The sequence below is a fragment of the Krasilnikovia sp. MM14-A1259 genome, assembly GCF_047159535.1.
Taxonomy (GTDB): domain Bacteria; phylum Actinomycetota; class Actinomycetes; order Mycobacteriales; family Micromonosporaceae; genus Actinoplanes.
The window spans coordinates 6,317,629-6,337,636 of sequence record NZ_BAAGAJ010000002.1; the positions used below are offsets into that span (position 1 = coordinate 6,317,629).

General features: G+C 68.4%; 24 protein-coding genes and 1 pseudogene. 13 read left to right on the top strand and 12 right to left on the bottom strand.

The genetic code is table 11. The annotated features are described in order from the left end of the window. Window positions 1-216 precede the first annotated feature (216 nt). Complete coding sequence (locus ACMCNK_RS28750) at window positions 217-708, top strand: HIT family protein (RefSeq protein WP_412739462.1); 492 nt, start codon at window positions 217-219, stop codon at window positions 706-708. Between the two features lie 89 nt (window positions 709-797). Here ACMCNK_RS28750 and ACMCNK_RS28755 read toward each other — a convergent pair whose 3' ends face one another. Next, a complete protein-coding gene (locus tag ACMCNK_RS28755; protein WP_412739463.1) occupies window positions 798-1,508 on the bottom strand; it encodes a hypothetical protein in 711 nt (236 codons plus the stop codon). A gap of 441 nt (window positions 1,509-1,949) precedes the next feature. Between ACMCNK_RS28755 and ACMCNK_RS28760 the strand changes: the two genes are divergently transcribed. Both ACMCNK_RS28760 and ACMCNK_RS28765 read left to right on the top strand, forming a co-directional pair. Beyond that, a complete protein-coding gene (locus tag ACMCNK_RS28760) occupies window positions 1,950-3,341 on the top strand; it encodes an AAA family ATPase (protein ID WP_412739464.1) in 1,392 nt (463 codons plus the stop codon). Window positions 3,342-3,729: 388 nt separating this feature from the next. Next, window positions 3,730-4,137: a nitroreductase family deazaflavin-dependent oxidoreductase gene (locus tag ACMCNK_RS28765; RefSeq protein ID WP_412739465.1), complete on the top strand. Its 408-nt coding sequence runs from the start codon at window positions 3,730-3,732 to the stop codon at window positions 4,135-4,137. A 191-nt stretch (window positions 4,138-4,328) separates the two neighbouring features. Here the strand turns inward: ACMCNK_RS28765 and ACMCNK_RS28770 are convergent, their stop codons facing one another. Continuing rightward, window positions 4,329-4,772: a DUF4279 domain-containing protein gene (locus ACMCNK_RS28770; RefSeq protein ID WP_412739466.1), complete on the bottom strand. Its 444-nt coding sequence runs from the start codon at window positions 4,770-4,772 to the stop codon at window positions 4,329-4,331. A gap of 97 nt (window positions 4,773-4,869) precedes the next feature. Continuing rightward, the gene (locus ACMCNK_RS28775) at window positions 4,870-5,868 is read right to left on the bottom strand and encodes an NAD(P)-dependent alcohol dehydrogenase (protein WP_412739467.1); all 999 of its coding nucleotides are present in this window, start codon (window positions 5,866-5,868) and stop codon (window positions 4,870-4,872) included. Window positions 5,869-6,213: 345 nt separating this feature from the next. Here ACMCNK_RS28775 and ACMCNK_RS28780 point away from each other — a divergent pair, with 345 nt between their 5' ends. From ACMCNK_RS28780 to ACMCNK_RS28795, 4 genes are all read left to right on the top strand, one after another. Then, window positions 6,214-6,762 (top strand): hypothetical protein, encoded by a 549-nt coding sequence (locus tag ACMCNK_RS28780; protein WP_412739468.1) that lies wholly within the window; start codon window positions 6,214-6,216, stop codon window positions 6,760-6,762. A gap of 9 nt (window positions 6,763-6,771) precedes the next feature. After that, window positions 6,772-6,876 (top strand): trypco2 family protein, encoded by a 105-nt coding sequence (locus ACMCNK_RS28785; RefSeq protein ID WP_412739469.1) that lies wholly within the window; start codon window positions 6,772-6,774, stop codon window positions 6,874-6,876. 140 nt (window positions 6,877-7,016) lie between these two features. After that, on the top strand, window positions 7,017-7,685 hold the full coding sequence (locus ACMCNK_RS28790) for a hypothetical protein (RefSeq protein ID WP_412739470.1): 669 nt from the start codon (window positions 7,017-7,019) through the stop codon (window positions 7,683-7,685). 78 nt (window positions 7,686-7,763) lie between these two features. Continuing rightward, on the top strand, window positions 7,764-7,973 hold the full coding sequence (locus tag ACMCNK_RS28795; RefSeq protein ID WP_412739471.1) for a hypothetical protein: 210 nt from the start codon (window positions 7,764-7,766) through the stop codon (window positions 7,971-7,973). Here ACMCNK_RS28795 and ACMCNK_RS28800 read toward each other — a convergent pair. The 3 genes from ACMCNK_RS28800 to ACMCNK_RS28810 form a co-directional block, all read right to left on the bottom strand. After that, a complete protein-coding gene (locus tag ACMCNK_RS28800; RefSeq protein ID WP_412739472.1) occupies window positions 7,968-8,279 on the bottom strand; it encodes a hypothetical protein in 312 nt (103 codons plus the stop codon). The two genes, ACMCNK_RS28795 and ACMCNK_RS28800, sit on opposite strands and share 6 nt — an antisense overlap. 630 nt (window positions 8,280-8,909) lie before the next feature. Next, the gene (locus ACMCNK_RS28805) at window positions 8,910-10,298 is read right to left on the bottom strand and encodes an IS701 family transposase (protein WP_412738289.1); all 1,389 of its coding nucleotides are present in this window, start codon (window positions 10,296-10,298) and stop codon (window positions 8,910-8,912) included. A 68-nt stretch (window positions 10,299-10,366) separates the two neighbouring features. Next, window positions 10,367-10,777 carry a VOC family protein gene (locus ACMCNK_RS28810; RefSeq protein WP_412739473.1) on the bottom strand — a complete coding sequence of 137 codons (411 nt, stop codon included), beginning with the start codon at window positions 10,775-10,777 and terminating at the stop codon, window positions 10,367-10,369. 578 nt (window positions 10,778-11,355) lie between these two features. Here ACMCNK_RS28810 and ACMCNK_RS28815 point away from each other — a divergent pair. Then, window positions 11,356-11,625: a hypothetical protein gene (locus ACMCNK_RS28815; protein ID WP_412739474.1), complete on the top strand. Its 270-nt coding sequence runs from the start codon at window positions 11,356-11,358 to the stop codon at window positions 11,623-11,625. A 90-nt stretch (window positions 11,626-11,715) separates the two neighbouring features. Here the strand turns inward: ACMCNK_RS28815 and ACMCNK_RS28820 are convergent, their stop codons facing one another. Then, window positions 11,716-12,156, bottom strand: coding sequence for a DUF6069 family protein (locus tag ACMCNK_RS28820; RefSeq protein WP_412739475.1), 441 nt, complete (start codon window positions 12,154-12,156; stop codon window positions 11,716-11,718). A gap of 298 nt (window positions 12,157-12,454) precedes the next feature. Between ACMCNK_RS28820 and ACMCNK_RS28825 the strand changes: the two genes are divergently transcribed. Both ACMCNK_RS28825 and ACMCNK_RS28830 read left to right on the top strand, forming a co-directional pair. Then, window positions 12,455-12,817, top strand: a complete 363-nt coding sequence (locus tag ACMCNK_RS28825) for a YciI family protein (RefSeq protein WP_412739476.1) — start codon at window positions 12,455-12,457, stop codon at window positions 12,815-12,817. A gap of 21 nt (window positions 12,818-12,838) precedes the next feature. Beyond that, window positions 12,839-14,050 carry an RNA polymerase sigma factor gene (locus tag ACMCNK_RS28830; protein WP_412739477.1) on the top strand — a complete coding sequence of 404 codons (1,212 nt, stop codon included), beginning with the start codon at window positions 12,839-12,841 and terminating at the stop codon, window positions 14,048-14,050. Window positions 14,051-14,059: 9 nt separating this feature from the next. Here the strand turns inward: ACMCNK_RS28830 and ACMCNK_RS28835 are convergent, their stop codons facing one another. Further along, window positions 14,060-14,290 (bottom strand): hypothetical protein, encoded by a 231-nt coding sequence (locus ACMCNK_RS28835; RefSeq protein ID WP_412739478.1) that lies wholly within the window; start codon window positions 14,288-14,290, stop codon window positions 14,060-14,062. 110 nt (window positions 14,291-14,400) lie between these two features. Here ACMCNK_RS28835 and ACMCNK_RS28840 point away from each other — a divergent pair, with 110 nt between their 5' ends. Both ACMCNK_RS28840 and ACMCNK_RS28845 read left to right on the top strand, forming a co-directional pair. Continuing rightward, window positions 14,401-15,438, top strand: coding sequence for a zinc-dependent alcohol dehydrogenase family protein (locus tag ACMCNK_RS28840; protein WP_412739479.1), 1,038 nt, complete (start codon window positions 14,401-14,403; stop codon window positions 15,436-15,438). A 186-nt stretch (window positions 15,439-15,624) separates the two neighbouring features. Continuing rightward, window positions 15,625-16,458 carry an alpha/beta fold hydrolase gene (locus ACMCNK_RS28845; protein ID WP_412739480.1) on the top strand — a complete coding sequence of 278 codons (834 nt, stop codon included), beginning with the start codon at window positions 15,625-15,627 and terminating at the stop codon, window positions 16,456-16,458. Between the two features lie 52 nt (window positions 16,459-16,510). On the opposite strand, the pseudogene ACMCNK_RS28850 reads toward ACMCNK_RS28845, so the two are convergent. From ACMCNK_RS28850 to ACMCNK_RS28860, 3 genes and pseudogenes are all read right to left on the bottom strand, one after another. Continuing rightward, window positions 16,511-17,091, bottom strand: a pseudogene (locus ACMCNK_RS28850) (GNAT family N-acetyltransferase). Between the two features lie 40 nt (window positions 17,092-17,131). Then, window positions 17,132-17,653 (bottom strand): hypothetical protein, encoded by a 522-nt coding sequence (locus ACMCNK_RS28855; RefSeq protein ID WP_412739481.1) that lies wholly within the window; start codon window positions 17,651-17,653, stop codon window positions 17,132-17,134. Between the two features lie 100 nt (window positions 17,654-17,753). Next, window positions 17,754-18,716 (bottom strand): hypothetical protein, encoded by a 963-nt coding sequence (locus ACMCNK_RS28860; protein ID WP_412739482.1) that lies wholly within the window; start codon window positions 18,714-18,716, stop codon window positions 17,754-17,756. A gap of 126 nt (window positions 18,717-18,842) precedes the next feature. Between ACMCNK_RS28860 and ACMCNK_RS28865 the strand changes: the two genes are divergently transcribed. Continuing rightward, window positions 18,843-19,454: a hypothetical protein gene (locus ACMCNK_RS28865; RefSeq protein WP_412739483.1), complete on the top strand. Its 612-nt coding sequence runs from the start codon at window positions 18,843-18,845 to the stop codon at window positions 19,452-19,454. Between the two features lie 257 nt (window positions 19,455-19,711). Here ACMCNK_RS28865 and ACMCNK_RS28870 read toward each other — a convergent pair whose 3' ends face one another. After that, window positions 19,712-19,945 (bottom strand): hypothetical protein, encoded by a 234-nt coding sequence (locus ACMCNK_RS28870; protein WP_412739484.1) that lies wholly within the window; start codon window positions 19,943-19,945, stop codon window positions 19,712-19,714. Window positions 19,946-20,008 lie beyond the last annotated feature (63 nt).

Genomic DNA, 20,008 nt, shown 5'->3' on the forward strand with positions numbered 1-20,008 from the left:
CCTCAGCGGGCACGCCGGGCAAAGGCGGGTGGGAAAGCCCGTTACCAGCACATCGTGCTGAGGACCGAAAGGTAGGAGCCGGGTCGTGTCCGGTTGCACCGGCGCGTCAGCTCGGCGGCAGAGGAGATGCGGCTGACGGTGTTCGAAGCACGCTCGGCTTACTCACTCGCCCACGCCGGTGCCCAGTCGTGGCGGCAGTTCGCGATACTGGTCCAGGTGGGCGAGCGTATCCCGATGGAATTGGCCGCGTATGAGCGGCGGGTCCGTTCCGGCGACTGCTTCATCTGCGCGTTCCTTCGTGGCGACCCGGGTGCCGAACACGAGCTGCTCTACGACGACGGCGTGCACGTCGCGTTCCTCAACCGCTATCCGACCTTGCGCGGATATGCGCTGGTCGTACCTCGTCGGCACGTCACCGATGTCGTTCGCGACCTCACGAGCACGGAGTACCTGGCGCTTCAGGCCGTCGTGCACACCGTCGCGTCGGCGATCAACCAGGTGGTCCCGACCGAACGGACCTATCTGCTGTCGCTGGGTAGCATGCAGGGCAACGCCCACGTCCACTGGCACATCGCGCCGCTGGACCCGGGCGTGCCCTACGAGCAGCAGCAGTACCACGCGCTCATGGCGGAAAACGGAATCCTTCCGCACACCGCCGGTGAGGTCGCCGAGCTGGGCGCCGCCATCCGGAAGGCGCTCACTGCCTGAAGGAGAGCGGCGAGCAACACTCCGCGCTTTCAGCCAGACCAAAGATAGGGACACGCTCTACTACACCTGCGCGGTGATACCGGTGGGGCTCAGCCGGTTGACGCGCGGGCGAGTACGTGCCTGGTTCGGTTGCCAAGGGCCTCGAGGTCGGCGGAGCTGCCTCTCACCTCGATGGTGAGCTGGACGGCGGCCAGCAGGTACTCGAGGGCAATGACGTACTCGTCGAGCGGATCCTCAACCTCGAAATGATCAAGCAGAACCTCGAAGTCAACCAGTACCGCCTCGACGTGCCTGGCAGCCCGGTCAGGATCGCCGTTGCGCTGGAAACAGCGGGCCGACTCGATCATCGCTCGTCCGACGAAGGCGTGACACTCGCCCAGTAGCCGGGTGACGATGCGTCCGACCAGCCCGAGGCCGCGCTCCTCGAGCTGCGGGTCGGGCTGGGCAGCGAACTTCGCGGTGACCTGACGGGCAGCCGCAGCCAGCGCGACACCGTCGACCCACTCCTCGGAACCCGGCGCGGCACAAGGCCGCCGCCCCAACCGCACGATGCACGCCTCGGCCGCGACCGACAGCGACGTCGCTGCTTCGAGCAGGAGGTGAAAGCGCGTCCGACCCGGCTCCTGCGACGCGACTGCCAGGCGGGCGACCTCAAGCGCTACAGCGACGTCGTCGGTGCCATGCGTGGGCTCGCCACGTCTGGCACCCTCCAGCAGAGCCTCCGCGGATGCCCGCTGTTGCGCCGATGGCCCAACAAGATCGTCTTCGACGGGCAGCCGCAGCTCCAGCCGGTAGGACATCCAAGCCAACGGGTCTTTGGGCATGAGCGGTTGCGGCCTCGTTCATGTCCAGAATGCGGTGTCGACGCCCGCGGTCCGATTGCGGGTGGCCCCTACCAACCCGACGCATGGCGTCAGGTCTGGCGCCGCACCGCCGACGGGCTACGCCCTCAACCGTTACAGCGCGTCAACGAGCCGTGACGCCGAACCCGCGTATTGCAGCAGATCCGGATACCGGCGCGCCGTTCAACCTACTGCTGATCGAGGGTCCGTGAGGAGATGCACCGTGCGAGCTGCGACCGGGTTAGGGGCGCCGGTCCAGGGAGTGCCGACGTCGCGGCGATCAAGCTGCGCGTCGGGTGGTCGGAACGCAGGGCTGACGGCAGGGTTTCCGGAGCCTACGGAGAGAATCTGGCGCAGAAATCGGACCCGAGTGAGAGCGATCTTCGCTAACTTCTCGGCATGGACCAGCGCACGCAGGACTTCATCGCGGCCTTTCAGGCGTTTCTCGACGAGGTGGTGGCGAACCATCGGGAGCGTGCTCAGGGTGAGGACGACCGTGCCCTCGCTCCAGTGCTGGAGCGGCATCTCGGCATGGACCCGCGGGGTATTCCGGTGGTTACTGAGGAGGTGCCGGCCTACCGTTTCGTCGATCTGGATGTGGCGCTTGCCGAGCTTCAGGAACGTGACCAGGGGGCGCAACTGCTCGGTATCGGCGGCGGTGAACAGCGCAACCACCACTCGCTCAGCGAGCTGCTGGAAATGGCCGGCCGGTTTCAGCAGTTCCCGGTCGGCGCGGTGGATTACTCCAGCGTCGCGACCGGCCCGCAGAGCACCCGCGAGGCGGTGTCGTTCGGCCTGCGCCTGTTCTCGTACGCGGAGAGCCCGGTTGTCGTGCTGCAACGGGCCGCTGCTCCGCGCTATGGCAGCGCGACCGGACGGATGGAGATCCTCAGCCCGGCACCTGGGGTTGCGGCGGGGCTGATCGCCGAGGTGCACGAGCTGATGGTGCGTCGGTCAGTGCTGCGCGGCCAGGTGTTGACCATGGGTGGTTCGGACTTCGAGCCGGGCGTCGGTGGCATCACCTTTCACCAGCGTCCGACTCTCGCGCCTGATGACATCGTGCTACCTTCCGGCCTGCTCGACCGACTGCAACGACACGTCGCCGGTGTGGCGCGACACCGTGACCGGTTGCGCGCGGCCGGTCAGCATCTCAAGCGCGGTTTGCTGCTCTATGGCCCGCCCGGTACCGGAAAGACGCACACCGTGCGCTACCTGCTCGGCTCGCTGCCCGACCTGACCGTGGTGCTGCTGTCCGGCCCGTCGATCCAGTTCGTCTCTGAGGCCGCCCGGATGGCCCGCGCCCTGCAACCGGCGCTGGTAGTGCTTGAGGACTGCGACCTGGTGGCGGAGAACCGGGATTTCAGCCCAGGCGCCCAGCCGCTGCTCTTCGAGGTGCTGGAGGCACTCGACGGGCTCAGCGACGACGCCGACGTGGCGTTCCTGCTGACCACGAACCGGGTCGATGTACTGGAACCCGCCTTGGCCCAGCGCCCCGGTCGGGTCGATCTGGCGGTCGAGGTGCCGCTGCCTGACCAGAGCGCCCGCCGCCTGCTGCTGGCTCGCTACGCCCGTAGTATCGCTTTCTCGCCCACTGTGCTGGACGAGGTCGCGTCCCAAGCGGAGGGCATGACCGCCTCCTTCATCAAGGAACTGGTACGCCGCGCCGTGCTGATCGCCGCCGAGGCCGGGCGGGACGCCACTGACAACGACCTCACTGACGCCGCCCAGGAAATGCTTGACGAGGCACAGAACATCACGCGCTCGCTACTTGGCTCTGCAGACCCTGATTGACCGCCGGACCGCGCAGACCACTCGCGCAGTGAAGCCGTGAGTGTGCCACCGAGGACAGCATGATCCAACATGGTCACCCCGGCCACGACCGGCGGTCGGAGGCTCCCCCGCCCCAAGACTTCGCCGTGGAGCTCGGTTGGCGGATGCCCCCTCAATGAGACCCGCGGCATTGACGATTTCACCATCACCCTTGCGAGCGGATGCCTTGGCATGCACTCACATCGGCTGCGTCTGTGCGCTCCTGACGACGCTGTCGGCAACGCAGTGCGACCATCCGGGCCGGCCGACGCATCCGCCGGCGCCGCATGGGCGGCGAGTCCGGCCCGAGTCATGGGAAAATTACGCGGAAGATCCGCTCCCGGGGCGATCACCCGGATAGGTTATTCGGGTGAGTGACTGGAATACGGCGATCATCGAGCAGTTCCGCGCCCAAGGCGGCAAGGGGGTGGCCCAGTTCGGGGACGCGCTGCTGCTGTTGCACCACACCGGCGCCCGCACCGGCACCGTCCGGGTCAACCCGCTGGCCTACTACGACGACGGCGACCGTCTGGTGATCGTGGCCTCCAAGGCAGGCGCCCCGCAGAATCCGGACTGGTTCTTCAACGTGCGGGCCAACCCGGACACGACGATCGAGATCGGCTCGGATACGGTCGAGGTCAGCGCGGCCGAGATCACTGGCGACGACTACGAGCAGACCTGGGCCCGGGTGGTCGCGGCGATGCCCGGCTTCGCCGACTACCAGACCAAGACGGCCCGCCGGATCCCGCTGGTCGCGCTGCACCGAAAGAACGAGTAGCGGCGCGCACAAAGCAGGTAGTGCGGCAGCTTCACTGCCCGAAGGGTGCGAGGAGCCACGACTGGGGGTACGCCGCGCAATGCCTGACGGCATGAGCGGACGCGGCGTGACTGATCTCGGCACGACCGGACGTCCTGGCTCTGGCGTCCCGCTAATCACCGTGGCGCTCGGTCGGTGGCCGATGAGTGCGGTCACCGGCTCGAGTGCGCTGTGGAGTCTCCCGCGTACTCGTCTGATTCGACGCTCGCGCCCATCCGCGCGAGTAGCTGGATCTGCTCACGGGTCAGCCACCAGCCCATCGCGTGGTGCCCGCCGTCCGGATCGTCGAACCGGCGAACCATCATGAGGCCAGCCTCGACGTCGCCACCGTCAACGAGGGCCCGCACCTGATCCGCTGCGGGCGCGATGCGAGCAAGGACGGTGGACGCTTGTTCGTCGATTGGTCCGTGCGTCTCACAGCGGATCTCCCACCGATGAGCGGCAGGGACCACGCCCGGCGACGTCCGTCGGCTTCCCATGACCGCAGTTCGGTCCGGTCCAAGCCCGAGACGTTCCGTGATCTGTTCGGCTGTCACCGCCTCGCTGGCGAGCCAGAAATAACAGTACTGCCGAACCTTCCATGGCCAGTCCATCATGAGCGCCAACCTATGCGTTCGGACCTGCAGACATGCCTCGGTGGCGCACCGACTCGGGCGGATGGGCAACTTGAGATCGGCCTTACGCCTGAACCCATCAGCGTCCGGCCGGCTCGTCCGGTTCGCCGATGATGATCACGACCGCGCCCAGCCGCTGCTCGGTTTCGACCCGGCGATGGGCGGCGACCGCCTGCGACATCGGGTAGGTCCGGTCGACAATTGATTGGATCTTCTGGGCTTCGATCATCTCGGTGATCGTTGCCAGGGCCTGTTTCGTCTCCGGGGCGAACGCCACGGTGACGGTCTTGTCGGTGAGCCGGGTGGTCAGCGCCGAACGGGCGAGCACCGAGAGGCGGGGGTTCCCGTTGAGATAACGCCCGCCCGGTTGCAGCATGCCGATGAGACGGCGGTACGGGCTCCCGGGGACCATGTCGAAGATGACGTCGAACGTGCGGCCGGTGGCCGTGACATCGTCGATGGTGTAGTCGATGAACTCGCCTGCCCCGAGGCGCCGGACGAGGTCTTCCTTGATCCCATGGTCGACCGCGGTGACCCGTGCGCCCATCGAGTGGGCGAGCTGGATGGCGTGAGCGCCGATGCTGCCGCCGGCCCCGTTGATCAGCACCTGCTCCCCGGGCTTGATGCTCGCGCGCTGCACGAAATGCAGGGCGTTGAGCCCACCGAGCGGGACAGCGGCGGCCTCGGCGAACGTCATGTTCCGTGGCTTCGGCGCGATGGCGGCGTCCTCGGGAACGACGATGTACTCGCCGTACGCGCCCAGACGCAGGCCGGCGGAACCGTACACCTGATCGCCCGGGGCAAAGGAGGTGACCCGCTCGCCCACAGACACGACCTCACCGGCGAAGTAGCCGCCCAGGACGCGACGCCTCGGCCGGCGGACGCCGAACACGATCCGCAGCGGCAACCAGAGCCATCTCACGGCGTAGCGGAAGCTCCTGAGCTCGCAGTCGGACTTGGTCGCCTCGGCCGCCCGCACCTTGATCAGGACCTGCCGGTCGCCCGCGTCCGGCGCCGGCACCTCCGCCAGATGCAGGACGTCCGGCCCTCCATAGCGGGTGTAGACGATGGCCTTCACGAAGCCATCGGATCTGCCGGCGGCCGCGCTGTCAACCGACGCGCCAGAGTCCCACTGGGCATCGTGCCGGATGAGAGCCTTTCTCTGTCCCCGTGTGGACGTTTGCGTGATCCGTGCGTGATCTATAGATATTGATACGCCCCGACAGGGAGCGGCATTCTGGTGAGCGACAGCGCGCTCAACAGCGCGAGCCGACGGTCGTACCTGCTACTCCTGCGCGGAGGAGCAGCACCATCATGTCCGTGATCGAGTCCGCCGCCACCGCGCGTTCGGCGACTACCCGATCCAGTCCGACGCCAAAGGCCGCCCGGCTGACGAACTGCTCGGCGCATCTATGCTCGCCGCATGGGGAGAGCCGAGTCGGAAGCGTCCGCAGCCGTTGCGCCGGCCATGAAGCAGCTGGTCGAGACGCTGGAGTCCCTCGGGGCGGTACCGCTGCCGTTGGTCCGACACCGCCGCCCGCCCGGTCGGGTTGCGCGCTTTCTGGACCGGGCAATCGGCAAGCCGCCCGCAGGTGACGGCCCGCGCTACCGGGTCACCGGCGATCGGGCCTGGCCGCTGACCGACGGCGGCGACCATCGCCTCGACCTCGCCCTCGCCCTCAGCGGCGAGCTGCTGCTGGCCCCCCTTCGCCGATCGCGTGAGGTGGGCGAGGGAGGTCCTGGGGACCACCTGCACGGCCACGAGGCCGGTACGCAGTTCCTGGTATATCCCTACTCGGCGATGAGCCGGGCATACTGCAGCGTGCTCGCTGACGGGACGGCGCGGGTCATCGTGGAGATCGCCTCCTGGGGCGGCCCGGACCGCGGCGAGTATCTCCTCGGCGACGTCATGGCGGCGACGGTGTGCGCGTACACGTCGGACCCCGTGTGGTATCGCGCTGGTTTTGCCTGAGGTAGGTCAGTGGTCTGCTCGAGCCGCTCGGGACCGATCGAGATGGAGTTCGCGGTCGAGTTACGCGCGGACGGCAAGGTCAAGGCAGGGTTCAAGGCGTGGGTGTTCGCCTAGGCCGGCGCGGAGGCAGGGATCACGCGGGGTCAAACTCATCGGGTGAAGGTCAGCGTTGTCCGTCATAGCGGGTCAGGCCCAACTCGGTCGTGAATTCCATGTCTCGGAGCCTGTCGCCGGTCCTGCTGTAGTTTGGCCGCGTGGATTTGCGGGTGATCGAGGGTCGGCTGGCCGAGACGCGGTTCGGGCAGGGCGTGGAGCGGCGTGCCTTCGGCGAGTTCGTCGGGCCGTGCGGTGAGCTCGCGTCGTTCGCGTTCGGCTGGACGACCGAGTCGGAGCACCATGTCGCCCGGATCACTGTGGGGATAGGTGCCGGAAATCCGGGCGGCGCCAGCTTCCACGCGATCATCTTCAACAACGAGGGCAGCTACGCCTGCACGCTCGTCGACGAGCCGTTCGAGCGGGTACCCGAAGGTGGCCCCGACCTGACCGCGGTCGAGGCCCGCGCGCACGAGGACCTGCCGTTCATCTGGTGGGTAGTGGACCGCGTGATGGAACGCGACCGCCGCGCACGTTGGATGAAGCACTGGCTGCTGGGCACCACCAGCATCCAGACCGGCGAGGTCTTCGCACGGACAGAGCCGATTCTGTACGTCTGCCACGATGCCGATGACGGACTCTGGCAACTGATCGGTGCGAGCGACGCCGATTCCGCGAAGGCCAAGCTCAGTCATCTCTACCATGCCGTGGAACACGATCCGACGCTGCTCGACGTCCTCGACCTCTCGCCCGGCGGGAGCGCCTCCCGGACCGGGCTGGATGAGCCTTGGACCAGCGAGCCGGCATTCGAGTCGTCCCACGAGGGCTGATCAAATCTCGGCCTGCGACCGTTACGCATCGCGCGGTACGCCGCTGGATGACGACCCGTGCAGCGATACTCTTCCGCCGTGCCGAACCGCTTCTACCGCCGTCGTTGGGACGAGACTCGGGGCGATGAGTTCGACGACTGGGGCCACTCGATCTGGCTCTTCGAGGTCGACGATGACGGCTGGCCCGTTCGTCAGGTCGAGGTGTACGACGCAGGTCGCGTTCTCCGCTATGGCCCAGAATATGGCGACGACCGCTACGGGGGGTCTCGGCCAGGCAAGCCTCTATGACTCAGACGAGGACTGGGGTGACTTCGAGATCACGGGCGCCGAATTCGAGCGGGCATGGCGCTCCGGTGCCGTTGACACCCCATAAGGTGTGCGTCGACGCCTCAGCGCCAGCCACGCGCCGACGATGCTGAGCGCGACGCCACCCACCACGGCGCCGATCAAGCCGGTCGCCTCGTACCCACGCTGCCCAGCAAAGCTGAACGACGTGTACCAGTTCCCTCCGATGTTTGCGCCCACGATCCCACCCAGCAGCACACCGAGGGCCGCCGCGCCTGCGACCCCGGCGATGATGACGGCGTTCGACACTCGGCTGCCCATCGTCGATGGGCCTTGCGTGGATTCACTTCTGGGAGACACGACGACACACCTCGCTTCTGCTGATCTTCACCCGAAGACTCCCACCCGCCGCAGTGACGAGCACTCGTCGCGCTACTCGTCCTCACTAGGTACCTGTACTCAACACCGCTCGGGGCTTCCGGCGTCCCCCCCCCGCGGTCAGGCCGAGCCCGACTGTGCTGCCGGCCCAGTCAGATGATGTCCTGACTCGACAGGGTGATTGGAGCGACGATTGCAAATCCTGAAGGTGGCGTCGCGGATTCCCCTATCGCGAACGACGCACTTCTCCCGGCAAATGTGCCTCCGGCGGGAGCGCTCGGGATTCTGGGATGGCAGGAGAGCCATCCGCCCTCCATCGGCCCAGGCATGCCGCGCATACCGCCGCCGGGGGCCGCCAGCGTGACCGGGGCCGTTGCGGTCCGTACGTCATGGCGGCCCCGGCGGTGGCCCGCACCCCGGGGGTGGGTCGACGGAGGAGAAGAGGGGTGGCTGACGCGCTAGTAGGACTTTGTTAGGTCGGGACTGGTTGGTGGCAGTGTGGGCAGAACCCGAGCCAGGTGCCGAGTTGGTATTGCAGGTGCCGTAGGACGGCGTAGAGGCTCAGGGCTGCCGGGTTGCTTTTGGGTCGGTCAGCCGCAGCTGCGTGAGGAACAGTTGGGCGGCGGTGGCGAGGGTGACGTGGCGGTGCCAGCCGATCCAGGAACGGCCTTCGAAGTGGTCGAGGCCGAGGCCGGTTTTGAGTTCGCGGTAGTCGTGTTCGATGCGCCAGCGGCTTTTCGCGAGGTGGACCAGGTCGGCTAGGGCGGTGTCGGTGGGCAGGTCGGACAGCCAGTAGTCGGTAGGTTCGTCGAGGCCGGGCGGCCACTGCACGAGCAGCCAGCAGTCGGGCAGGACGCCGCCACCGTGTGGGGGCAGGCCTTCGCGGACGGCTCTGCCAGCAAGGCGGATCCGCAGGGCGAAGAAGTGCCCGGACAGGGTGCCGGTGCTCTGGTCGCCAGTACTGTCGGGTGGGGGTAGCCGTTCGCGCCAGTGCACGAGCGTGGCGTGCTCAGCGCCGTGGTCCAGGGCGAGGTCTCTGATACTGCGGGCCGGATGCGGATATCGCGGGGTGGGATACTTGCCGACTCCGGCGTAGGCAACCTCGGCCGGTTCGGCGTGACCGGGCTGGGCGGTGGTGCTCGAGGTCGTCGCCACGATCCAGCCGATGCCACGGTCGCTCAGGCCCTGCCGGAACTCGGCGACCTGACCGTAGCCGGCATCGGCGGTCACCAGCGGCGGCCGCAGGCCCCAGTCGGCCAGTTCGTCGATCATCTCCAGGGCCATCAGCCATTTCGGCCGGTAGCGTTCACCGTCAGGGATCTTCGCCGCCGCCCTGCGACGCAGGATCTGTGCGATCCGTTCCTCGCGTGGCACCTCCTTGCGCAGGTGCGGCTTCTTCTTTCCGGCCCGGTCCAGGGTGTTCGGCTGACGGCGCAGCCGGCGGGCGTGACCGTTCGCGACTTTCCCGTGCTGGTCGGGTACGCAGGTCTCGTCCCAGGACTCCGGGACGAACAACCGCCAGTCCAGCACCGCCGATCCCACGTCGGTCGCCGCGTGCACGCTGACCGCGATCTGGCAGTTGCCGACCTTGCCGAGGGTTCCGGAGTACTGCCGGGCCACACACGCTGACGCAGGGCCATCCTTGGCGAAGCCGGTGTCGTCGACCACCCACACCCGCGGCGTGATCAGGCCGACCGCCGCCGTCGCGACCCGCCGTCGCACACCGACCACGTCCCACGTCGAGGAGGTCAGGAACTGCTGCAACTGCTGATGATCCACCCCGAGACGGGCAGCCATCGGCTGCATCGACTTACGCTGCCCATCCAGCATCAACCCGCGCAGATATCGCACACCCGTCTCCCGCTGATCCACCCGCGTCAACCCCGCGAACACCCCAGCGGCGAACTCCTGAAGCTGCTCCCGCACCCGCGCCAGCCCACGCTCGTCCACGCAGCGCAGCCAAGCATCATCACCGACCGGCTACAAGCGACACACCGAAACGACCTAACAAAGTCCTACTAGTCGCTCTTGGGCCAGATGAGACCTTGGTCCGTCCAGACAACACCCTTGTTGCGGCACAAGCAGAAGGGGTGACCAATTGGGTCGGTGTAAACGCGCCAGCCGTAACCGTCCGGGCCGATGGAGTCCTGCTGCAGGGTGGCACCGAGGGCTAGAACGCGGCCCTGTTCGGCCTCGATGTCGTCGACTTCAAAGTCGAGGTGGAACTGCTTGGGATGCTCGCCGTCGGGCCACCGCGGGGCACGGTAGCTCTCCACCCGGATGAAGGCCAGCTCGATCTCGCCGAACTGGATACCGGCCCAGTTCTCGTCGCTGCCCTCCTTGACCGGGCGACCCGTCACCTCGGAGTAGAAGGCCGCCAGCTTCATCGTCTCTGGGCAGTCGATGATGAAATCGGTGAGTCGCAGCATCCGGCAATCTTGCCAGAAGATCTATGAGCCGGACTTGAGACGGCCATGGGGTGCGGTCCGGAAATGCGCCGGATCGTACGGCCGTTCCCCTACTACGCAGTGATAGCAGTGCTCCACCCCAGCACCGGCGTTGTACCACTCGTGCCGACCACAGTCCGACTTGCCCTTACCCGCTATACCGAGGTTGATCAGGAACCAGGGAAGATTTCGGCGAAACCTCGTCCGCCAGCGAAACCGTCCAGAGGTCGTGCCCACATAACTGATCGTAACGACGCAGCTCATGATCGAGGCGGCATCCAATGGGCACGGATACGCCTGACCATCGAGGGAAGCCCACGACGAGGCAACGACGAGCGGCGTTCGTCCTCGACTCCCGCATGACCCCAACCTGCGGCACGATCAGCGCCGCCAGAACGGGGGCACGCGCAGGCAACGCAAGGTCACCACGCCTGGGCTTTCTCATTCCTCGCCATACAGCCATGCGTACAGCCAACTATCCGTATAGCCTCTCGGCGACGGCGTCCACAGCGGCCCGTTCGACCTCGGCGAGCACATGCGGCGCACGTACCATCTCACTCATGATCGTGGCGGAACTCCAGGAGTGGTTGTCGCAACAGAATCCCCACTCACCCGTGCGCATCATGGGCCTCGCCGATTGCGGCGCGTCGGTGCAGGAGTGGGACCTCAACCTTGGCACGGGGCAAGGACCAAGCGACGACATCGATGAAGTGGTCATCTCGTGGGTCCACACGCCAGAAGCCGAATCCCGTTACGAGACGCAGATGCACAGGGGCTGTTCCGCCAGCCGTACCGCCAAGGCGGTCGATCGAGGTGCGCAGGCAACCTGAGCGCGGGTGCGAAGCTCTGGCCGGTGATCAGCGATCCTGGTTGGGGCAGCGCGGGCCGCTCGCGCCACGATGTGCGCGATTCGAGCCGGGTCAGCGGGTGCGGGCGAGACGCCCCGCGACGGTGGGCACCACGATCGCTGCGGCGACGGTGTGCAGCGCGATCAGGGTTGCCGCGGAGCCGGGGTCGAACCCGAACGTGAGGTCCGGAATGAAGGACAGCACTGTCAGGGCGATCGTTGTCCGGATGAACGTGCGCCGCGGCCGGCGTGCCGTGCGGGCCATGACGGCGGCGATGGCGACGCCGACGAGCGAGAACACCAGCGTCAGCTGCGCGAACCCGGCGATGGGGATGCTCGCGCCGGTGCTGTCGGCGAAGGAGATCCCGGCGGTCGACGCGACCGCCGCGAGGCAGGTCGTTGCGGCTGAGGCGACAACGGCCGCCGCGAGGCCGTGCTTCCAGAGTGACTGCCGCTCGGTGGCCGGGACCGGCGCGCTGGGGGTGACGTGGGTGGGTGCCTGGGTGGTGGACATGGCCGGCTCCTTTGCCTCGGCGTGCCGCCCGGTGCGGCCCGCTCACACCTACGCGACGAACGAGCAGCCACGGATTCGACAGGTCGGGGGAAGAAATGTTCTGCCGGGTTGATGCCCGGCGGCGCAGCGCCGGGACGGGTCGGGCGCGGTCCCGGCCGTGACGCGGGCGAAGCCCATCGCGTCAGCGAATGGAACCCGACCGAAAAGATTTCTGCGGCGGGTTGTCGTATCGGCGCGGTGTCGTTCGTGGTGGTGTGGAAGGCGGTCGTCGGGACTGCCGGAACTGAGGAGGACTGCGGTGACGCACTACCTGTTGAGCGTGCACGGACCCGCCGAGCGGGACGAGTTCGGCAACTACGGCTCCAAGGAGGAGATGGAGGAGGCGTTCGCCGCGACCGGCGCCTTCAACGACAGGCTGCAGGCCGAGGGCTACTGGGTCTTCGCCGGTGGGCTCGCGCCGGCGTCGACGGCGACAGTCGTGGACGGCCAGGGCGCGACGCCGGAGATGACCGACGGCCCCTACCTCGAGACGAAGGAGATCATCGGCGGTTTCTGGGTCATCGACGCACCCGATCTCGACGTGGCGCTCCGGCTCGCGGCCGAGGGATCCAAGGCATGTCGGGGCAAGGTCGAGGTGCGTCCGTTCGACGGCCTCGCCTGAGTCGGCTGACCGGACTGATCGATGCAACCAGAAACGGCGGCCGTGGAGCGGGTCTTCCGCGAGGAGTACGGCCGCCTGATCGCCTCGCTCGTACGCCGCTTCGGCGACATCGACATCGCCGAGGAGGCGGCGGGCGAGGCGCTGGTGGCCGCGCTGGAGAGGTGGCCGGAGACCGGCGTGCCGGCCAATCCCGGCGGCTGGCTCACCACCACCGCGGGCAACCGTGCGATCGACCGGATCCGCCGCGAGAAGCAGCGCGACGCCAAGCATCAGGCGGCCCTCATGACCTTCGACGACACACCGCACGAGCCCACCGGGCCGGTCGAGGATGACCGGTTGCGGCTGCTGTTCACCTGCTGCCACCCGGCGCTGGCGCCGCAGGCGCGGATCGCACTGACCCTGCGGCTGCTGGGCGGCCTGACCGTGCCCGAGATCGCGCACGCGTTCCTCGTACCCGAGACCACGATGGCGCAGCGGATCACCCGCGCGAAGAACAAGATCGCGGCAGCGAAGGTGCCCTACCGGGTGCCCGAGGCCGCCGATCTGCCCGGACGGCTCGCCGACGTGCTGGCGGTGCTGTTCCTGGTCTTCAACGAGGGCTACCTCGCCACCGGCGACGGTGACCCGGTACGCGCCGAGCTCACCGGCGAGGCAATCCGGCTGACGCGGATCCTGCGCCGGCTGCTCCCCGATGAGCCGGAGGTGTCCGGCCTGCTCGGGCTGCTGGTGCTCACCGAGGCCCGGCGCGAGTCCCGCGTACGCAATGGGCAGCTCGTTCCGCTCGATGAACAGGACCGCGCCGGCTGGAACCGCGCGTTGATCGACGAGGGTCACCACCTGGTCCGCGAATGTCTCGCGATCAACCGGCCCGGCCGCTACCAGATACTCGCCGCGATCAACGCCGTCCACACCGACGCCCTCTCGGCGCAGGCAACGGACTGGTCACAGGTCGTCGCGCTGTACGACCAGCTGACCCGGCTCGACCCGTCGCCGATCGTCGCGCTCAACCGCGCGGTCGCGGTCGCGGAACTGGATGGCCCGGACGTCGCCCTCGCCCTCGTCGACAGGCTGCCCCTGACGGGCTACCACGCATGGCACGCCACCCGCGCCGACCTGCTCCGCAGACTCGGCCGCAGCCCCGAGGCGAAACAGGCGTACAACGCCGCGATCGCCGCCACGCAGAACTCCGCCGAGCTCGCCTACCTGCACCGCAAGCGCGGCGAGCTGGTCTGAGCAGTCCCATCAGCGCAGAGCAGTACGCGAACCGGTGCGCAGCAACGCGTGGCCGGCGTCCGCCTCGCGGCGCAGCCCGGGCACCCGGCGGTTGCCGCCGTGGGTGGGCAGCCCGGCCTGCTCCGGCTCGAGCCGGGCGCGGCGGGTGGAAAGGAACTGCGCCGGTTGTTCCCTGTTTCGACGCTGCGGCGTGGGGCAGCCATGGAGACGGGGGCTGGCAGCCCCTGGAACACCAGCCACCGCCTGACCGGGGCCGTATCGGGCTTACCTGGAGGTTGCCGCCACCCGGCGACGGCCCACCAGGCGGGCGAGTCGGTGCGGAGAGGGTCCGCGAGGAGGAGTCGAAGATCATGAGAGCAGCCATCTTCCGAGGGCCCGGCGCGGTCGAGGTCGGCGAGCGCCCGGATCCGGTCATCCAGGCGCAGACGGACGCAATCGTGCGCGTGGTGCTGGCCTGCGTGTGCGGTTCGGATTTGTGGTATTTCCGGGGCGAGAGCCCGCACGCGGTCGGGTCGATCGGCCACGAGTTCATCGGCGTCGTCGAGGAAATCGGCGGCGGCATCGACACCCTGGCGCCGGGTGATCTGGTCGTGGCCCCGTTCATCTTCAGCGACATGTCGTGCGCGCACTGCCGAAACGGCTCGACGATCAGCTGTGTGCAGGGCGGAAGCTTCGGCAACGGCACGTTCGACGGTGGCCAGGGTGAGGCGGTGCGGGTTCCGCTGGCCGCCGGCACCCTGGTCCCGGTCCCGGGCGCCGGGCACACCGACGGAACGTTGCGGTCACTGCTCGCCCTCTCCGACGTCATGTCGACCGGCCACCACGCGGCCCTCAGCGCCGGGGTCAGCAAGGGCGACACGGTCGCCGTGGTCGGCGACGGCGCCGTGGGGCTGTGCGCGGTGCTCGCCGCGCACCGGCTCGGCGCCGAGCGGATCATCGCGCTCAGCCGCCACCCCCAGCGTCAGCGGCTGGCGCGTGAGTTCGGCGCGACCGACATCGTCGAGGCCCGCGGACAGGACGCCAACGAGGCAGTGCTGTCGCTGACCGACGGCGTAGGCGTGGATGCGGCCCTCGAGTGCGTCGGCACTGATCAGGCCATCGAGACCGCGTTCGCCGTCGCCCGGCCCGGGTCCACCGTCGGGATCGTCGGGGTGCCGCACGGACAGGTGCCGTTCGCCACGACGTTCTTCCGCAACGTCGGGTGGCGTGGCGGCCCCGCACCCGCCCGGATCTACATCCCGGACCTGCTCGACGACGTTCTCGCCGGCACCATCGACCCCGGCCGTGTCTTCGACTACGACACCGACCTCGCGCACGTCGCCGACGCGTATGCCGCCATGGACCAGCGGCGTGCAGTCAAGTCGCTCATCCGGGTCGGATCGCTGTGAACGCCATCCTCGCCGTCGGCCTGTACGGCACCGCCGGGGTGCTGGCGGAGTTCGGCGACGTCGCGGGGCAACTCACTGCGCGTCATGGCCGAGGCTGCTTCATCATGTCCGGCCGCCCATACCGACCATGTTGCGCGACAGGGACCGGCCGCGCACAGATCGAGCGGCCTGACTACGGTGAACGGTGTGATCCCCTCGGAAGGTGTGGTGCGCGGCCACAACGGCGCCATCATCCAGTATCTCGAAACCGTCCCGGCCGCGCCGAGCACCGAAGCGCCCGTGGTGATCCTGCACGGAACACTCAACACAGGGCGGGACTGGCTCGATGTCGCTGCGCGCATCGCGGAGCGCACCGGTCGTCGCGTCCTCACGCCACACCGCCGGGGGCGAGCCACGAGCGCCGACTTCGGGCCCGACTACGACCTGATGGTCGAGGTCGCGGACCTGTGCGCGCTCCTGGACGGCACCGGGCCCGGAACGGTCCTGATCGGACACAGCTACGGTGCAGTGGTGTCGCTGCTGGCCAGCACAGCACGGACGGATCTCGGTGCGTTGGCGCTCTACGAACCGCCGCTCCCACTCGACAAGCCGGTCACCGGCCGGGCCCTGCACCGCATCCGCACAGCGCTGGATCGGGGCGACCTCGACGCCGCACTTTCCATGATCCACCTGGACGTGCTGGGCGACAGCGCCCACACGCTCGCTCAGCTGCGCACACTTCCCAGCTGGTCGGAACGCCTCGGCCTCGCGGCGAGCTCCTGCGTCGAGCTGGCCGCTCTGGACGAGTTGACCGGGTTCGACCTGTCTCCCTACGCGACACTGACCGTCCCCACCACGGTCATCCAAGGCGCCCGTAGCGACCGTCCGCCGTTCGGTACCCCGGCCCGTGCCGTCGCGTCGGTGATTCCCGGCGCCGAGCTGGTCGTCTTGCCGGGTCACGGTCACGTCGCCAACTTCACGGCACCCCGTGACCTTGCCGACCTGCTCGTGACTGCCATCGCCGCCCCGGCACTTCGTTGACCAGGTGTCTGATCTGCGGCGCCTCGGGCAGACCTTCGGGGTGAAGCCGGGTTCAGTGGTCCGGAACCGGCTCGGCGGGCGGCCGCCAGTCTCGCCTGATCAGCCCGTACACCCATGAGTCCGAGACCTCGTCGTTCACGACGCAGTCTTCTCGCAATGTGCCTTCACGCAGGAATCCGAGCTTCTCCAGGACGCGGGCGGATGCCGCGTTGCGCGTATCGGTCTCGGCCTGAACCCGATTCAGGTTCAGTGTGTCGAAGGCCCACTGCAGCAAGGAGCGCGCGGCCTCCGTCGCGTAGCCGTGGCCCCAGGCCGCATCGTCGAAGCAGTAGCCCATCGACGCGCTCCGGTAGCCGGGTTCCACCGGGTCAGACTGCACCAGCCGATGAACACCCCGTCGGAAACACGGTCCACGGCGAGCCGCGTTCCGGTGCCTTCCTCTGCCATCTGCCGGCACGCCGTGATGAACCGCTCGGCGCGCGCACGTTCGCTCCAGGGCGGCGCGTCCCAGTAGCGCAGCACGTAGGCGCTGCTGTGCAGCGCGAAGAGGGCGTTCGCGTCCGCGTCGGTGAAGGGACGCAGTCGCAGGCGAGCGGTCTGCAGCGTGGGCGCAGGCAGGGACATGGGTGTCATGGTGCCTCTGATCAGCGGGCGGGCGCCACGTTGCCCCCGGTCAGTGCCGGAGGGGATCGGGCGCAGCCTCGGGTCGCAGCCCTCGGCGCAGGGAATCGGCGATCTCGTCACGCCGGCGCAGGGCCGCCCGCCAGCCGACCACGTGGTCGGTGAGCCGGTCGTGGCCGGGTGCGCTCGCTTCGACGGTCCACGGGCGGCGGAACAGTACGCGCGCCACGATCGACACCGTCAGGAGGATGAGCACGGCCACGACGTCGAGCATCACCAGCAGCAGCGGCAGCAAGACCCACCAGAACAGCGCAACCCCCACAACGAACGCGATGAGGATGAATACGACAGCCGCGATCTCGTCGCCCAGGTCGAGGCCGCCACCCCCGCCGCCGCCGGACGTCGGGATGTCGCCGCCGACCTGAAGGGCACCGTCGACCACGTCGCCCGCGCGGCCGGTGCGCTTGGCGCGCCAGCCGCCGAAGCGTCGCGCGAGAGCCCGCCAGCGCGGCGCCCACACCACGCGAACGTTCCACGGGGTGCCCTCGGGTGCTGTGACGGATAGCGTTTTCACGCCGACAAGATACGTGGACCGCGCCCGGACCGCTGATCCGACGTCGCCGTCCGCGCACCGGGTGTCATGGCCGGGTGTGTTCGCGTACGAAACGGTGGTTTCAGGTGGGGAAGGAGATGGCCGCCGGGGTGGTCGCGCCGAAGACGGTGGCGACGAGATCGCTCACGGTGTGCGCGCCCTGAGGGAGCGTGCCGGAGGCGGTCAGGCGGTAGGTGACGGCGACGACGTAGCGTTCGTGGTCGCCGGCGAAACCGACGCTGTGGGTCACCCAGTGGGTGATGCCGTCGTCCGGCTTCTGGGCCCAGCCGTTCTTGTTGCCGGGGTGCATCGACGTGCCGGCGCCCCACACCCCCCAGTGCTGGAATGGCGCCACTTCGCGCAGCGTGGTGACCAGGTAGGCGCGATCGGTGGCGTCCATCCGGTCGAGGACATACGACATCAGGTTCGCGAGGTCCTGCGTCGAGCAGTGCAGGTTGCGCCAGAAGACGGTGTTGCCGGGAACGACGCCGAGCGTGGACATCCCGTACGTATCGCGGAATCGGGTCAGCATGTCGGCGCCGTGGAACGTGTTCCACAGCGCAGTGGTCGCGTCGTTGTCCGAGTTGACCAGGGACAGCCGCATGTACTTCTTGTCGGTGGCGGTGAGCGTGACCTGGCCGGCGTGTGCACGTTCGAGGATCGCCGACGAGAGGGCCAGCTTGATCGTCGAGGCGGTCCAGTTGAGCTGGGTGGTGTTGCCGGCCCGCCAGACCGTGCCGGTCACCCTGTCTCGCACCACGAGGCCGATCGTGCCGGGCTTCTTGGCGATGAGGGCCCGCGCCGTGGCCATGCGGGCGTCGATGGTGGTGGCGGCCGCCGCGGATGGCGCTGTCGAGGGGGAGCGGGACGGCGGTGCGGGGTGAGCCGGTGTTGGCGCCGAGCGGCCGGCGGGGTCGGATGCGATGACCGGTGGCGCCGACGCGACCGAGGACGGCGCCGGGTTCTCCGCCGTGGCGGCAGTACCACCGCACCCGGCGAGGGCGAACACGGAAAGCATCGTGAGGACGAGACGGCTGGCACGCACGCGCGGGAGAATACCGGTGGCCGTCCCGGCCGTGTGCCCCCGCTGATCAATTCGACGTGGCGGGACGGACTGCTCGTCGCCCGGCCGCCCCCGTTCGCCGGAGCCGGCGCCGACTACTCTTCGGCCATGGCATTGACTCCAGACGAGTTCTACCGGCGTGCGCTCGCGGCCGCGGACAGCGAGCACCGCCTTCCCCTGTCTCGGATGACGGGCTGGGAGATCAGTCCGTTCGAGCAGGAAGGACTCCGTGTCACGCCGCTGCGCCCGCCGGTGGCGCCCGAGCCGCCACGGCACGGCGACGATCCGGCGAAGTGCAGCATCTGCGGCGACCGGGACAAGGGCATCTGGTTCAACGAGCGCTGGCGGCTGGACCGGATCTCCGGCGCCGGGGTGCCGCTGATCCTGATGCTCTACCCACGCGATCACTACGACCTGGCCGATCTGCCGGACGAGATGGCCGCCGAGCTCGGCCTGCTGAGTACCCGCATCGTGCGGCACATGCAGGCGGTGCCGTACGTTTCCCGAGCCCACATGTACCGCTTCGGCGACGGCGCCGCTCACCTGCACATGTGGTTCTTTGCCAGGCCCGAAGGCCAGGCCCAGCTGTACGGGTCGTGGCTGCTGGTCTGGGACGACCTGCTGCCGGAGTACCCCGCGGACCTGGCCGATGCGGATGCCGCGCTGGTCGCCGACGCGCTGGTCGCCTCCTCGGGAGGCTCACGCACGCCCGCGGCCTGACGCCCTCATGCCGAAGACCTGTTCCGTCGCCGGCGTCTGCAATGTCCATTCCCGGCTGTTCGGCGGCCGGCATTTGCGGTTGCGTCCAAATCCGGACGTACCGAGCCTTTCATGGGCAATGTCGGGGATATTTCGACACTTGGCTCGTCACAACGGTGTCGCACACGAGTGAGCTCAGGGTCGTCGAAACGGATCCGGCGCAGGGCGGGCCCGGTGGGCGTCACCGTGCGTGGCGAAGCCCCCGAGGGGACGTGGCCTCATCGCCGGTGGTCAGGCTGTGGCGAACTCATCCAACGGGATACGAGACGAGCCAACAAGCCACGGTTGCGCGCCCAGCGGACGCCGAGAACCATGCCCACGAAGGCGGCGGCGACGATCCATTTGCTTGCGCCGGCATGCTTCGCCACCAGACCGAGCAGACCGCCGGCGAGCAGCACCCCGTACTCCAGGCGGCCGACGGTGAGCCATGCTCGTACCAAGGTGCGGATCATGCTCGTAGCTCATCACGTCCGGTGGCCCCGGTGAACGACCGAACAGCCAGAGGGCGCACGAGG